The sequence below is a fragment of the Methanobrevibacter arboriphilus JCM 13429 = DSM 1125 genome, from assembly GCF_002072215.1.
GTDB lineage: Archaea > Methanobacteriota > Methanobacteria > Methanobacteriales > Methanobacteriaceae > Methanobinarius > Methanobinarius arboriphilicus.
Genome location: NZ_JXMW01000001.1, coordinates 166113 through 182639 on the forward strand (window position 1 = coordinate 166113; position 16527 = coordinate 182639).

Consider the following 16527-nt stretch of genomic DNA (forward strand, 5'->3'; position numbering starts at 1 on the left):
TAATTGTATTATTCATAATATTACATTAGAATATTTAAAAGATTTCTAACAATAAAAATATTGATTAATTAACTAAATATCTGATCTAACATCCAATCAGGATCATATTCTTTTATATCATCATAGCTCTGACCCATTCCTAAAAATAGTATAGGTTTTCCAATAACATAACCAATTGAAAGAGAAGCCCCTCCTTTTGAATCTGCATCGGCTTTAGTTAGAATAACACCATCAATATCAATAGCATCATTGAATTTAGTAGCTTGTTCAACAGCATCATTACCAGTTAATGCATCTCCTACAAAAACAACAATATCAGGTTTAGCTACCCTACGTATTTTTTTCATTTCGTCCATAAGATTAGTATTTGTCTGCATTCTACCAGCAGTATCAATTAAAACAAGTTCCTTACCTTTTGCTTTTGCATGTTCAACCGCATCAAATGCCACAGCTGCAGGATCAGACCCCTTTTCATGTTTAATAAGCTTAACATTTAGTTTATCAGTATGATAATTAATTTGTTCAATAGCTCCAGCCCTAAAAGTATCAGAAGCAGCTACAACAGGAGTATATCCTTTTTTAATATAATAATTAGCTAACTTACCAATAGTTGTTGTTTTACCAGTTCCATTAATTCCAACAAACATAACAACAAGAGGTTCTCCCTTTTTTTTCTTTTCTTCAATCATATCAGTCATTGATTTACCTTCAATATCAATAATTTTTGATACTGCATTTCGAAGAGCCTGATAAGTGTATTCATCAACATCACTGCTTCTTTTAATTTTTTGACCAATAAGATCTTCTCTTACAGATTCAACAACAAAGTTAGCTACATCAATAGCTACATCACTTTCAAGAAGAGAAAGTTCTAATTCCCATAAAATATCTTCTAAATCTTTTTCAGAAATGGTTTTCTCTCGGATGAAAGAAAAAATTCCAGACTTCTTTTTTTCATCATCCAATGTTTCTAAATCTGATGAAATATCAGTTCCAGTTTCAATAGTTTCCTTATCACCAGATTTATCATTTTTAGCTATAACATCAGATTTATCAACTTTAACTTTATCATCAGATTTATCAACTTTAGGTTTTTTAAATCTTAATTTTTCACTTATCTTTGAAAAAGTAGTTTCTTTATCATCAATGACTTCAGATTCATCTTTAAAAGTGTCTAATTCAGCTGAAACATCCTTTTCAATTTTTTCATCATCATTTGATTTTTCATCATCCTTTTCATGATTAATCAGATCATTTTTATTTGCATCATCTTGATTAATCAAAGTAGATTCATTAACTTCCTCAGCTTTTTCTTCTAGTTTAACATTGTTCTCTTCTTCTGCTTCCTCAGAAACTTTTTTAGTTAATTTTCCAGAAGCTTCGGCAAATTTCTTTTTTATTGACTCAAACAAAATATTACCTTCCCTAATAGAATATAATAAAATAATTTAATATTTATAGATAAATAATATCCTTAAAACATGAAAAATCCTCAGATGGATTTTTAATATGTAATATTGATTATAGTATTACTAATATTATATATTATTAATAATATTATATTACATAAAATTAATTAATAAACTTCAATATATAATCAATTTAATATATAATCAAATTTATGTTATTAGTATATAAAAATTTAACCATAAACTATAATTTATTTATATAATTAATTTAAAGTAGTAATTCTTTAACTATTATAATAAACTCAAAATGATCTCAAATGATAAAAATAGAGAATAGTACAATAAAAAAAATAAAAATAGTAATAATGATAAAAAATTAATAAAAAAATAGATTTTTAATATTTAATACAAAATTAGAAATAATAATTAAATAATGAAAAAACTTAAAAAAAGTAGTGTATCATTTATTGTGGATTGCTTGCTTGAACTTTTCTCATAAGCTCTTCAGCTTGAGGAGATAGTTGAGCTACAATCTGACTGATTTTTTGAAGATTATTTAACATTTTATCAAGACTGTCATTTAACTCCTCTTTTTGAGAAGATAAGGTTTCTTTAGCATCTTCAACAGATTTTTTAATAGCTACACCTGCACCAATACTCATAATAATCTCATTAGTATTTTTAATTTCAGCATTCATGAAAGATCCAGCACCAACAGGTACTAGTGCTTCTAAAGAATTTTCTTCTTTAATATCTTCTAATGTTGATTCTAATGTTTCAACTTCGGCTAATGAAGCTTGTATAGCTTCAACTTGTTGTTGTAATACTTCAGCTTGATTTTTATATAAATTAAGCTCATTTACCATCTCATCTAATTTTTGCTGATCTTCCATAATTACACCTTAATAACGTTCTATCATCCAATAAGGAACAAATAAATATACTGAAATAAAAATTTATAATAATGCTTTTACTAAAGGATCATTAACTTCATCAGCAGAAATCTCTTTAATTTCTTCAATGTCAATTTGATTTCTGTTTATTCCATGTTTACTACCAAACTCAGAGTAAATTTTTTCATAAATATTTTTTTCACTCATTGATTTTAATTCCTTAGTAAATACTTTAGTTTGATCACCCATTGTAAATCTACCTTGAATTCTATATATTTTTGTTTTCATACTACCACACTATAATAATTTATAAATCTGTAATATTTGTAAGTCTGTAATGTAAATTTTAAATTTTTGATTATTAAATTATATTTTATTATTAAATTATATTATAAAAAACATGACGAAAGAAGTTTAAATTTCAGAAGAGTCTAAAAATCCTAAAGCTTCTTCAATACGAGCCATTTCAGGACCAGTACTATTTTCTGGAACAATTGCACCATAAGAATTAGCTACAGAACATGCTCCAACAAAATTTATACCTTGGCCAACAGTTCCAATATCACCTTTAACTTTAAAAACATTTTCAATGAATTTAAGCTCAGATTCAGATGTTTCTCTATGAACAAGAGCTCCTTTATTAGTAACATTGAGTAAAGAACCAATAATATTAAATCCTGCTATCTCTGATCGTTCTACACGAATGTCTAAAGTTTCTTCAATAATATTGATTGATTTTTCAGAAACTAATGGACTTATGATAGCTCCATTATCATTTGCTGCAATAATATTTCCAACAGCAGTATATTTATCAGAAATTTTAGCTACATTAAGTCCAACTTCTTCTAAAACAAAAATCTCACTATCTAATGTATATGGAGATACTATAATACCATTAGAATTTCCACAAGACAATGCACCACACAAATTACTTCCAGATATTGTAGTTCTTACAACATCAATTTCTAATGCTTCTTTTATATGATTTTCCATTACTTCTGGAAAGTTAAAAGGAACAATAGCTAATTGATCAGTGACGGAAATATATACACCTAAGTTTGGGTTTCCAGTTAAATTTATTCTTTTAAGCATTGTACCTTTCTCCATATCTAAACAAATATAATCTAATTTTTTATAATCTAAATCTTTTTTAAAATTATTAATTATTTATATTATTGATATTTATATTATTGTATTAATTAAAATTATAATTATATTAAAATTATTATATTAAAATTATAATATTACTTATAATATATTTAATATTACTTATAATATAGTTAATTATAGTTATAATATAATTAGTTATAATATTAATTAATTGTAATATTAATTATAACATTATTCAGCTAAAGTTGCTTCTACAACTCCATCGTCATCTTTAACAGCTTTAACTTTTATTTTTGAAGGAATCTTCTGAATTCCTCTCTCCCAAATTTTTTCATTTACAGAAGCATCCAATTTAATTTCTTCTGATTTCATATGCTTTTGTAAGAATTCTTGAACTACCCTAATAGCTTTAGCTGCTCTTATAGTTCTTTGTACATTCTTAGCATCTCTAAGAGGTATTGTGTAAGTTCTTTCCATGATAACACCTATACTTTAAGATTATTTCTTCTCCAATGTCTTGGTTTAGGCCTATATTTTAATTGACGTTTAGTTTTCGCATAAGCCCATATTGGGACTCTTCTATTTTGTTTATTAGCTTTTGCTAGTCTTAATTTTTTAGCTAATGGTTTATTTCTACTCATTTTTACACCATATGAACATAAATATATTTAAACATTATATGAATACTACTATAGTTAAGCATCATCACCACAGTAGAATTAATCTTAATTATACAGATTAAAATTATTATTTATTTATTAAATCTATCATTAACTTATGTATCATTAATGATATATCATTAATTAATATAAATATTAACTGATTAAAATATTAAATGATATAATATTAACGGATAATATTAATTTATAATACTAATTTATAATACTAACTTATAATACTAATTTATATTATTAATTTATAATATTGATTTATATTACTAATTTATAATTTCTGAATTCTATTCAATCCAATTACTCTTGTCTGAAAATGTTTTGGAAAAAAAACAGTTGAATCAACGCCTTTTTCCTTATCAATTAAGCAACGTATTTCTACTTCATAATCAGAGCTATTATATCGATTACTTTCTTCTTGAGTAATATTAAATAAATTTGAAACTAAATAATCAATAGTTTTATAACCAAAACTATCTAGATTAATGTATTGAATATTCTTCCTATCTTCTAAGCTCCTAATTTCATTTTTATCTAACTTTGGAGTCCTATCATCTCTTCTTGTTCCATCAGCAATGATTGAAAATTTTTTTTTCTTTGCTAAATCAGCTGATTTTTCAACTACAACCTTATGAAGATAAGCAATCCCATTATTAGGGAAACCATCATTCAATATAATATCAACAGCATTATCCAATATTTTTTTATTTAAATTTAATACATTATGTTTTATTTTAAGAGATTCAGCAGATTTTTGAGAAGGAATATAAGAATCATAAACTCCAAAATTAGCTGTTAGAAGTTCAACTTCTATTCCCATTTTTTTAAGAAGAATAGCCATTAAAGAACTGTCTTTCCCTCCACTGAATAAAACATAAGCTTTCATTGTAATAAATTTATAAATTATCTTCTGGTAATATTTATATCTCTTTTTTGACCAGATAACTGCTTAAGAAGAACTTTAAGTTGCTCATCAGTAATTTTACCTTTCATTCTACCACTTTGAGCCAATTGAATAAGTTGAATCTCAATTTGATCTACAAATTCAGGCTTAGTTAATCTAAGGTTGGCTAATCTACTTCGAGCTTCTGGAGTCAAGATTTGCATCATTAATTGTCTTTTTTGTGCTTCCATTTCTTGCTGCATCTGTTGCTGTTGCATTTGTTGCTGTGCTTGCTGATTTTCATTAGCAGCAGCTTGTTGTTGCAACTCTTGCATCCTTTTACGGCGTAATTCATCAAGATCACTCATTTTCAGAACCTCCATTTTGTATTAAATTATAGTAGTATAAAAAATATAATTAATTATAGATAAGTTTTATAAGAAATTAATTTTATAAATGATTAATTTTATAAATGATTGATTTTATAAATGATTTATAGGATTTAGCTATATAATAATTCATTAAACAGAAATAAATTGGTTTATAGCTGAATAAATAAACAATTATAGAATTAATAATAATGAATTGTTAATAGAGAATATTAATAATGAATTATTAATAGAAATTATTAATAAAGAATTATTAGTACTTATCAAGTTCTGGAATATCTTTAATTACTTCACTAGAAGTTTTATCTAAGAAAGATTTACCTTCAGAAGTTACAATCCTTCCAGCATTTACTTTTTGAATATATCCAGCATCTTCAAGTTGGTGTAATGCTCCTCTAACAATAGCTCCACTACCTTTTCTAAAAGTTTCTGGAGTAACTCCTCTATCTTTCTTTCCACCATAAAAAGTTCTTAAACTATTAATTCCAACTGGACCATCCATGTAAACTCTTCTTAAAATAGAAGCACATCTTACATACCACCAATCCACATTTTCTGGCTTTCTTTCTTTATGAACTCCAGTTTTTACTAAGTTAGTCCATTCTGGAGCAGCAATTTTATCATTATTCTCATTAAAATCTTTTGCAACTTTATTTATTAATAAATCAGCAGGTACATCATATACAGTAGTCATATTAATTCTCCTAATAAATTTTATAATTATTGAGAAACCAACTAATTAGAAAACAACTCATTGAAATATTAAGCACACAAATAAATTCCACTGAATTTTAAAATCAAGGTTTCTTTTTTAAAGTTTTTAAGGTTTCTTTTTGTAAATTACAGCAACATTTCCTCTTAAATCAACAAGCTTAGATCTTGTTTTTTCAACAATTACTGCAAGATAATCTTCTTTTTGATTTGCTATATTTTTTGCAAATCTTAATTTAACAATTTCATTTGCTTTTAGCTGGCGTTTTATTTCTTCAATAACATTTTCATTTATTCCAGCTTTTCCAATGTTTATTGTCATAGAATTGAGAGCCCTATTCATCATTTCTTTTTTTGATAGTGTAATACTCAATTTTAGCTCTCCTTTTTTCTTTTTTCTCTTTTTTATAAGGTATTTTCATAATTTGATTACATTCATGGCATTTAATATTTACTTCACCATTAAATAGCCTAACCGAAGAATTTTTAGAAGGATATAAAAATTTATAACAATTTTTACAATAGCTACGTCTCCAGTTATCAGGAATTTTAGTATTATATTTTTTAGATATTTTACGAGCTAAGCTCACATATCTATGTGACCTATCAGGATTATTTGAAAATTCATTTTTTGCCATGGAGAATAGAATATTCATACGTTCATGAGCTATATCAATCATCCATTTAGGTCTTCTTCCTCTTCGCAATATTAAACCTCATATAATTGTAAAACATGCAATCGAATAAAATAAATATAGATTTATATTATTCAAGTAATTATAACATGATTTTGAATGTTTTAAAACGATATATTAAAAGTTAGTCTTAACTATTTAGGTAGTAGAAGAGTAATAATAATCTTTTGTATCTTCTATTTAAAAAGACTTTCTATAGACTTTTATTTTATTAATATTTTTATATACTTAAAAATTATTAAGAATTATAAATTTCATAATTATAAACATATCATATAATTATTATCATATAATTAAATATTTATCAAATATGATTATCTATAATTACAATCTATATAATTGCCATATCTATAATTACAATCGATTTATATTGCTCTATTATGATTATAATTGATTATATAATTGTTTGATTATTATAATTATAATTATAATATTTAATTATAATATAATTGTTAATTTATTATGTTAATTTATTATATTTTGATTATTATTATGTTGATTTATTACTTATGAATTTACTAGCTATAAAATAAGTTTATTACTTAAATCTTTTAATTTTTATAAATTATAACGTTATATTATAAGTTTATAATATAAATTTAATTATATTATAAATTAAACAAAATATTATTATATATTATTAATAAATTTATGATATTTAATTAGTAATCAAAATTGTTTAAGGAAATAATCAATCAATAAAAAATATATGTTTTATACCTTAAAAAGATTACTATATTAATATTATTCATATTACAAATATTAATAATAAATATTAATAATGATATTGTTACTATTATCAGTATTAACCTAATATCCAATTCATAAAATCAATACTTCCAACAGGAAAATCTTTTTTATTCAATATTATATCTTCAACAAACTTAGAAACTTCTTTAGTAGATAAATCACTTGTGTCAATTTCATTAACTTTAGTTCCATATTTTTGATATGCTTCAACCGAACATACTCCTAATGCTTCAGCTTCTAAATTCTCATGAATCTTATTTTCACTATAATTCCTTGATTTAAGCCTACTTTCTAAAATTTTTGGATTTAATCTAAGAACAATTATCTTATCAACATTCTCACAATTACATAGATGAGAAAGATGGCCTTCAACAATAGATATTTTCAAATTAGAATCCTTAAGATTTTTTTGATTAAAAAAGGAATCTAAAAGTTCATTAAGTTTTTTATCTAATTTTTGAATATTAACAATCTTATAACCTTTATCAGAGTCAACACCATCAATAAAATCATTCTCAATAGCTAAATCATTTATTTTAATAATTTGAAAATTGTAATTTTTAGAAAATTTACTTTCCAACACATTAGCTAATGTAGTCTTACCAGTACATGGTGTTCCAGTAATAAAAATAATCTTATTATGATTCTCTTTAATATTTTCTTTATTTGAAGATTTCATTATTTTCATTAGATATTTCCTATACTACTGTAATTCTTATAATATTCCTATAGATATTTTTCCTATACTACTGTAATTCTTATAATATTCCTATAGATATTTTTCCTATACTACTATAATTATTATAATATTCCTATATTTCCTATATTAATATCTTATTTAGTGTTATTTCTTATAATAAATCTTATAAATTAATTAAATAAAAATTTAATTAATATTTTAATAAACAAAGTAATTAAACATATTAAAAGTTAAAACTATTTAATAAATTTTGAGTATTATTTTTTAAGAATTATTCTCAAAACATCTTTATCCTCTAAAATATGATCTGGTCCAATTTTTTGTCCAGGGAACTTGACAGAATCTCCCCAAATCTTTGCATGGCGGAAATTTTTTACAAATTCTCTATGTAACTTTCCACAAACATCCAAAACAGTAGAACCTTTTTTAATTATAAGAGGTTCTTCAAAATCGGCTTTTTTACCTTGAGGTTTGAGATATACTCTTATCAAGTTCAAATTTTCAAATATCTGATCTTTAAGATAATCAATATTGAATTTTTTATCAGCAGAAATTGGAATAAAATTAGGAATAGTCTTTTTCAGCTCTTTTAAGTAGCTTTCATCTACAAGATCAACTTTATTTAAAAGGACAATTGCTGGAACATAGGATCGGTTATTCTCTAAAGCATCAATGAATTGATCCATAGTTACATCGCCCCTAATTAAAACATCTGCATTATGCATTCCATATTCATTTATAATAGACCTTATAGTAGCTTCATCAAGATGAGTTAATTCTTCTGTTGAAGAAACTTGAACCCCACCAAGTTTTTTTCTTCTAACAGTAACATCAGGTTTATTTTCATTTGGACGGATCCCTATATCCCTTAATTCTCTTAAGATAATATCCAAATGTTGAGGATTAAAAACATCCAAAACTATTATAATCAAATCAGCAGTTCTTGCTACAGAAAGAATCTCTTTTCCTCTTCCTTTTCCACCAGAAGCCCCAGTTATAATTCCAGGAATATCAAAAATCTGAATTTTAGCTCCTCTATATTCCATAATGCCTGGAACAATATCTAAGGTAGTAAATTGATAAGCTCCAACTTTTGACTCAGCATTAGTTAATTCATTAAGAAGAGTGGATTTTCCAACAGAAGGAAATCCAACTAAAACTGCTGTAGAATCACCACTTTTTTTTACATGAAACCCTTTACCTTTAGTTCCAGAACTTTTTCTTTGTAATGATTCTTCTTTTAATTTTGATATTTTAGCTTTAAGCTTACCAATATGATGAGAGGTAGCCTTATTATAAGGAGTTTTCTGAATTTCATCCTCAATTTTCTTTATTTTTTCATCAATATCCATAAAACTCACTAATATCCAATAATTTTTTTTCGATAAATAATACTTTTAATAATTAATAATAAACTTTAGTGATAATAATAAACTTAATAATAGTTAATAAGGTTAAATAATAGCTAACAATAGTTAATAAATTTAAACAAGAACTAATGAGCTTAAATAATAGTTAACAAACTTTAATAATAGTTAATAATTATAAATAATAGTTAATAATCTTTATTAATAGTTAATTTCAATAAATCTGATATTCCATTAAATTAAAAAATAGTATATAACTAATTAAAAATTAAAATAATAAAATATATAAAATTAAGCATAAACCATTTATTACCATGGAATATACTTAATATAAACTAATATCACTTCTTCAAAATTTACACCTTGAAACAAGGAATTAACATTAAGTTGAACTGTTAGTAGATCCTGTTTCATTTCTTAAAGTGTTATATCCACTAATTTTCCATAATGAAATTCCATCATCCATATGAACCATTTCAAATGAATCCTGTCCAAATCCTCCAAGTATGAAAAGTTTTGTAAACATGGCATTTTCAAGTTCTTTACTCATAATAACAGAAGTATAAGTTCCATTATCACCCATTACAAGTAAGGTGTAATTTCCACTTTCATTAACAGTTTCATTCTGGACAAGCATATTATCTTCTATAATAACAAGTCTGTTAACTGTGAAAGGATTGAAAGTAGTGTTATCCTGTGTTTTAACTGGAGTTCCGTTTTCAAATACTGCAGCAGTAGTTGCATTAGTAGTATTATTATCAATATCTTTTGTAACTACAGTTTTAAATAAAATACCATTCTCTTCCAAATTAGTTATATTTGCTTGATATGAACCATTTCCAAGATTTTCCAAGTTTGCAGGTTGTTGAGCAATAAGGTACTGATATCCAGTACTAGTTTTAGAATTAAAGTCCCAATTCCCAAAGTAAGTCCACCAACCAGCTTTCTGTAACATATCCGAACTTGCAACAAATATAACAGGAACCGGCTCATCAGGATGTGTTAAATTCACAACATTATCTGCTTGATCCGAAGTTAAATTATATGAATTAATCATCGTAGTTTTAGCTTCTTCTTTTGGTAATGTTAATGTATTTTCAAGAATTTCAACAGATTTTTGACTATCATTTCCAGTGTAATTATCCAATAGTTCAGTCGCTTTATCACCACTAAAAGCTAACATTTCAAATATAGCTGCTGAAAGTTCCGTATCATTTGTCGTCATGGCCTTACCTGTCCAGAATGCCCGTATACCTGTCTGAGAACCACCATCGAAAAGTGTTGGTCTTTCAGATGCTATTTCAAACAAGTAACCGAAATCCCACCAAGATGCCAAAGTAGTATCATCAGTAGTATTTGCTTTAACCCATAACATGGAATCCCACATTGGATCACTAGTACTCGGAACAACAGATTCTGAAACTTGATAAGCGCTAAAAACAGTTGGTGAAACTATAGCAAACATTAATATAAGTATTACAGCTGTTTTAGCAAATTTAGAACTTTTAAGTCCTTTAAAACCATAAATTAATAAAGCAGAAATTCCAATCAAGGCAAAAAGTATGATTATTGGAATAATAAAAGCTAATGTAGAAGATATGTTAAATAAAGGATAGAATACACTAAATGTTTGGAATATAGGATAAACAATCAAAAATGTTCCTATTATTGCTATTGCCATCAGTTTACTTTTACTATCTACTTTATTTTTAATATATACAGCTGCATATCCTACAAATAAGCCAACACAAAGACCTAAAGGAATCATTAATACCATGATAAATCTTGAACCTTGTGTTACTGCAACCGCAGATAAAAATATCCATACAGAAAACAAAACTAAATAAAGTAATGTATCACGTTTATTTCTATTAACATCTTCAATAGTTTTAATATCTGATAATGTAGATTCAATAAGAGAATCTCTACTTTTACTCTCTTTTAGTTTAGATGTAGCTTTACGTTGCCCTTTAGGAGGTTTTTTATTTACACCCCTAGCATTAAATGATCTAAGTTTCCATAACCTCTGTGCAAATAAAATTAATATGAAAAATGCACCAAATATAGCTACAATTCCACCCACACCATTTATTATACCTCCAGAATTAGCTGAAAATGCACCAGATATTCCTCCGGTTAAAAGGCTTGGAATTTGCAGTTCTGCAACAGAAATAAAAACATTAGGATAAGCAGCTGCATTAGCTGCTGATTGAATTTGAGTTGCTCCAAGAAGATTCATAGGGGCTTGTATAATAGAATCAAATCCATTAGTTAAACCAAGTCCTATAAACCCTATAATTGCTATTAAAACAATAGAAAATATCTCTTTTTGATCCGTGAACCAAGATAATAAATTTGAATAATTTTTCCTTGGTTTAATTAGATCCAATTTTAGTATAAAACCTAATAATAAATACACAATCATGAATATTACTAACATACCTATATAGAATACATATCCATCCCATGCTAATGAGAAAAGCACCATAGTAATGATAGTTAATAAAATATATACTATTCTATAGGCCAATTTACTCGATCTTATACTTTCAATAAAGAATAGAACCAAAAACAAAGGTAAGACTACATTAAACATATCTGTATCAAAAAATCCTGCAAATGTATGAGCAAAATAATTTGGAGCTAAGGCTACTATTAAAGCTGCTGTTGCACCACCATAATTATTAGTGAGTCTCCTAACAATGATAAATGCAGGTATAGCTGCAAGAGGAGCTATTATTGCAGAAACGAAGAATGCTACTTCTTTTAAAGATACATCCGAAAATATATTAGAAATATAATATAAGAAAGAAGTTACATAAACAATCATAGGTTTATATTCTGCACTTCTACCCTCAGGAGCATAAGAAAGGGTGTCCCAAGGAGTACCGTTTTTAATTGTATCTCCCATATGTCCATACGTAAGGAAGTTTTCTGTCATACGTAAATTATAATATGAATCCATTTCAGTGAAGTAAGGGAGTCCGCTAGCGTCTTTGTAGTAAGATTGTTGATCAGCTGGAATAACTGATAAATCAGCTGCTTGAAATCGCAAAAATGCAACAAAACAGACGATTACCAGTATGATAGCTACTGACTTTAATATCGACATTATTTTATTTTTATCCATAAATATCATCCAATAAATGAATTAAATATTAATATGTTTATAAACATTATTATAAAGAGAATTATTGTATTTATAAACAGATTTTTCAAGTTTTCTAAATAACTATAAATTAAACAATTATAAATTAAATAATTATAGATTAAACAATTATAAATTAAATAATTATAAATTAAACAATTATTAGATAATTATAACCTAAATAATTAATAATTATTAAGACTAATAATCTCAAAAATCCAAGAATAATTTATATTAAATTTCATAATCAATAATATTGAAAATATATTCAATAATTGAAAATATACTCGATAATACTGAAATTATTAAGTATAATCTAATAAATATGATTTGAGATTAAAAATAATATCATGAAATAATATTGTATAAATAATTACATGAGAAACATTGTAACGCCAACAATATTATTAGAAATATTATTAGAAATATTATTAATTGTCTAAATAACAATATTATCCTAAATATTTATAACTTTACCTTATTAAATTATACTATTTTCAAAGCTATTTTATGAAAAAAATTATAACAAATTTAAAAATATTAAAAATAAGAAGAAAGATAATAACAGTTCAAGTTGAAACACTTCAATCAAAAATAAACTTCATTTTTATATTCAATACATAATAAAATGAATTATATAAAATTTTTATAAATATATAAAATGAATTATGTATAGATATAAAAATAAATTATTTATAAATAATTAGTCCTCTTTTTTATTTAGTTTGTCTTCTAAATCTTCCAATGAAGAAGTAAATTTACATTTTGGAAATCCACTACAACCAACAAATTCGCCATAACGGCCATGTCTTTTAAGAAGGTTATTTCCACAATCTGGACATTGACCAACAACTTCAACTTCATTAATTTTAGAATGGTCAACACCACACTTAGAATCTAAACATGCTCTTTTTCGAGATTTACCTCTTCCAAAAGAAATGTTCGGAAGTCCACATTTTTCACATTTACTTTTTAAAACTTCTGCACCTTTTGGAAGTGAATATATTACATTACAATCAGGATAATTAGAACAACCAACAAATGAAGACTTAGTTTTTGGAGAGAATCTAACAACTAAATTGCCTCCACAAGTACATTTACCAACAATTCTACTTTCTTGATAAGCATTATAAAGTCCTTCACCAATTTTAAGATTGTTTTTATCAATATCATCCAATATAGTTAAGACTTCTTTTTTAGCATCTTCGATAACTTTATCTTTAGTTATTTTATCTGCCATTATACCCTCAAGTTTCTTTTCAAGGTCTCTTGTAAGTTCTTCACTCGTAAGATTTTTACAATATTCCTGTAAATTAGAAATAATGTTCATGCCTAGCTGATTAACTTCAATTTTTTTACCAGAAATATATTTTCTATCATATAGTTTTGCAATGATATCAGCTCTTGTAGCTTTTGTACCTAACTCTCTTTTTTCTAATTCTTTAATTAAAGAAGCTTCATTATACCTAGCAGGAGGTTTAGTCTCTTTTTCTTCAGATAATATTTCATTTACCTTAATATTATCTCCTTTTTTAAAAGCTGGGAAAAAATCTTCTTCAATCTTACGAAAAGGATAATGACTTAACCAACCCATATATGAAACTCTTTTCCTTTTAAAGAAAAATTTCTCTTTATCAACACTAAGATCCACTCTTAATGTTTCTAACTTAGAATTTTCGGCGAAAACACTAATAAATCTATAAACAATAAGTTCATAAATTTTAGCACTATCACTATCCAATTTTTTAGGAATTATGCCAGTTGGGTGAATAGCAGGGTGTGCTGCATCAATTTTTTTACCTTCATTTGGTTTAGTTTTTTGAGGAAGAGAATCAATATGCTTTTTAAATACCTCATTTGCAGACAACTGTTTGAATATTTTTTTAAACTCCAAACTTTCAGGTAATTTTTGAGAAGAAGTACGAGGATAAGAAGTATAACCTTCAGTATATAAATTCTGAGCAATAGTTTGAGTCTTTTTAGGACTGAAACCAAAAACAGTGTGTGCTTCAGACTGCAAACCTCCTAAATTAAATGGTATAGGTGGCTTTCTAATAGTTTCGCTGAGTTTTACTTTATCTACAGTTGAATCAGCACCCTGACAGCTTTCAAATATTTTTTCAGCACGTTCTGGGTCAAAAATCTTACCTTCAACATGATCAGCTATAATATCTTCTTCTTTATTTTTTTCATACTTATTTTCAAGTAAGGCCTTAATCAACCAATAAGGCTCTGGAACAAATTTTTGAATTTCTTTTTCCCTACCAACTAATATAGCTAATGTTGGAGTTTGTACTCTACCTGCTGAAAGTTGTAAATATCTATATTTAGCTTTTCTAACAGCAGTTGTTAAAGCTTTAGATATATTAACCCCAAAATAAAAATCAACAATATGTCTAGCTATACCACCATTAACTTGATTAATATCTAATTCAATTTGATTATTATAAGCATCAATAAGATCTTTCTTTGTTAAGGTTGAAAATTTCATCCTAGAGGTTATATCGATAGAATTTTCACCACATGCATATTTCAATGCATTGAAACCTATTAAAGTTCCTTCAATATCATAATCACAAGCATGAATATATTTATCTGCACCCTTGCCTAATTTTTTTATAGCATAAACATAATCCTTAACATAATTTAAATTTTTCTGAGTTTCATATGATGGAACCCATTTTAAATCAAAATAAACCTTTTCTTTTTGATTTTTTGGGGTTAATGAATATAAATGACCTACAGCAGATATTATAGTAATTCTTTTGTCTTTTTCATTGATTTCCCAATAGTTAACTTTCCTACCATATTTCATTTTTTTTACATTAGAAGAAAGAGCTTGAGCTATTTTTTCAGCAGATTTTGGTTTCTCACAAATAATCACTTCATGCATTATATCACTTTATATTAATACTATAAATTATATTACCAATGTTAAATTGTTTACTTTGTCTATTTCATTACTTTTATATATAAATTATTATAAACCTTATGAAGTTTATTAAAGCCTTATGAATTATCTAATTTATAAATTTTATAAAGTATCTATTTCAAAATATATGCTTAATTTTTTCTTAATTTATATTAATTTTATACTTAATTATCTAATTATACTTAAGTTTATAAAATTTTTAGAATATCTAATTTTACAATATAATATATTATTAATAACTAAATATTATAGTAATCCTTTTTATAAATAATTCTTTTTTTATAAATATAATTTACATTAATTTTAATCAAAATATATAATTAATAAATTATTTAATACTAATATATAAAATAGTATTATTTAAACTTTTTTGTTAATAAGTATTATAATAATGATTGATAAAAACATGTTTGATAAAAACATTACTAAAGCTTAATAGGATAAAATAAAATAATAAAATAAATTTAAAAATAGAAAATAAAATATAGAATAAAAAATGAAATAAAAATAAAATTAAAAATAAAATTAAATATAAAATAAAAAATACTAGCTACTATAAAAAATAAGACAATCAACGGTCTTTTTTATAAAATCCATAGAATTCACTACAATATGCACACATAGGATAATTATCATAATGATAATGACTATCATCATCTTCATTAATATTAAATTCCTGATGACACATATAACAAATTTCTATTTTTTCATTATCATCAATTTGATTAGGAGATTCCGATACTGTCTTTTTATCCATTGTTTCACCAATAGCTAGATTAAATGACTAGTCTTAGAATTATTATATATTCTAAAGACTATATGGACTCAATTTGGTAAATAGAAATAAAGGCTGAAAACATAAAGTTAAT

16 protein-coding genes are annotated in these 16527 nt (G+C 25.2%); all 16 read right to left on the minus strand.

Annotation, left to right across the window (positions count from 1 at the left end):
• Positions 1-68 precede the first annotated feature (68 nt).
• On the minus strand, positions 69-1412 hold the full coding sequence (ftsY, locus tag MBBAR_RS00755; RefSeq protein ID WP_080459382.1) for a signal recognition particle-docking protein FtsY: 1344 nt from the start codon (positions 1410-1412) through the stop codon (positions 69-71).
• 461 nt (positions 1413-1873) lie between these two features.
• Entirely contained in the window at positions 1874-2302 is a 429-nt protein-coding gene (gene pfdA, locus MBBAR_RS00760) for a prefoldin subunit alpha (RefSeq protein ID WP_080459383.1), read from the minus strand.
• Between the two features lie 63 nt (positions 2303-2365).
• Complete coding sequence (gene rpl18a / locus MBBAR_RS00765; protein WP_080459384.1) at positions 2366-2590, minus strand: 50S ribosomal protein L18Ae; 225 nt, start codon at positions 2588-2590, stop codon at positions 2366-2368.
• Between the two features lie 126 nt (positions 2591-2716).
• On the minus strand, positions 2717-3394 hold the full coding sequence (locus MBBAR_RS00770; protein WP_080459385.1) for a translation initiation factor IF-6: 678 nt from the start codon (positions 3392-3394) through the stop codon (positions 2717-2719).
• Between the two features lie 249 nt (positions 3395-3643).
• Positions 3644-3889 (minus strand): 50S ribosomal protein L31e, encoded by a 246-nt coding sequence (locus MBBAR_RS00775; RefSeq protein WP_080459386.1) that lies wholly within the window; start codon positions 3887-3889, stop codon positions 3644-3646.
• A gap of 8 nt (positions 3890-3897) precedes the next feature.
• Positions 3898-4053 (minus strand): 50S ribosomal protein L39e, encoded by a 156-nt coding sequence (locus MBBAR_RS00780; RefSeq protein ID WP_042702295.1) that lies wholly within the window; start codon positions 4051-4053, stop codon positions 3898-3900.
• A gap of 301 nt (positions 4054-4354) precedes the next feature.
• Complete coding sequence (locus tag MBBAR_RS00785) at positions 4355-4969, minus strand: DUF7411 family protein (RefSeq protein WP_080459387.1); 615 nt, start codon at positions 4967-4969, stop codon at positions 4355-4357.
• 17 nt (positions 4970-4986) lie between these two features.
• Complete coding sequence (locus MBBAR_RS00790; protein ID WP_042702298.1) at positions 4987-5334, minus strand: DNA-binding protein; 348 nt, start codon at positions 5332-5334, stop codon at positions 4987-4989.
• A 274-nt stretch (positions 5335-5608) separates the two neighbouring features.
• Positions 5609-6049: a 30S ribosomal protein S19e gene (locus tag MBBAR_RS00795; protein WP_080459388.1), complete on the minus strand. Its 441-nt coding sequence runs from the start codon at positions 6047-6049 to the stop codon at positions 5609-5611.
• A 126-nt stretch (positions 6050-6175) separates the two neighbouring features.
• Positions 6176-6433, minus strand: a complete 258-nt coding sequence (locus tag MBBAR_RS00800; protein ID WP_042704428.1) for a YhbY family RNA-binding protein — start codon at positions 6431-6433, stop codon at positions 6176-6178.
• The gene (locus MBBAR_RS00805; RefSeq protein ID WP_080459389.1) at positions 6402-6773 is read right to left on the minus strand and encodes a ribonuclease P protein component 4; all 372 of its coding nucleotides are present in this window, start codon (positions 6771-6773) and stop codon (positions 6402-6404) included. Before MBBAR_RS00805 ends, MBBAR_RS00800 begins: the two co-directional genes overlap by 32 nt.
• A 793-nt stretch (positions 6774-7566) precedes the next feature.
• Positions 7567-8199, minus strand: coding sequence for an adenylate kinase family protein (locus MBBAR_RS00810; protein WP_249024999.1), 633 nt, complete (start codon positions 8197-8199; stop codon positions 7567-7569).
• 269 nt (positions 8200-8468) lie between these two features.
• On the minus strand, positions 8469-9563 hold the full coding sequence (locus MBBAR_RS00815; RefSeq protein ID WP_080459390.1) for an OBG GTPase family GTP-binding protein: 1095 nt from the start codon (positions 9561-9563) through the stop codon (positions 8469-8471).
• 397 nt (positions 9564-9960) lie between these two features.
• A complete protein-coding gene (locus MBBAR_RS00820) occupies positions 9961-12708 on the minus strand; it encodes an STT3 domain-containing protein (protein WP_158082487.1) in 2748 nt (915 codons plus the stop codon).
• 721 nt (positions 12709-13429) lie between these two features.
• The gene (topA, locus tag MBBAR_RS00825; RefSeq protein ID WP_080459392.1) at positions 13430-15619 is read right to left on the minus strand and encodes a DNA topoisomerase I; all 2190 of its coding nucleotides are present in this window, start codon (positions 15617-15619) and stop codon (positions 13430-13432) included.
• Positions 15620-16229: 610 nt separating this feature from the next.
• Positions 16230-16415 carry a hypothetical protein gene (locus MBBAR_RS00830; RefSeq protein WP_080459393.1) on the minus strand — a complete coding sequence of 62 codons (186 nt, stop codon included), beginning with the start codon at positions 16413-16415 and terminating at the stop codon, positions 16230-16232.
• Positions 16416-16527: the final 112 nt, after the last annotated feature.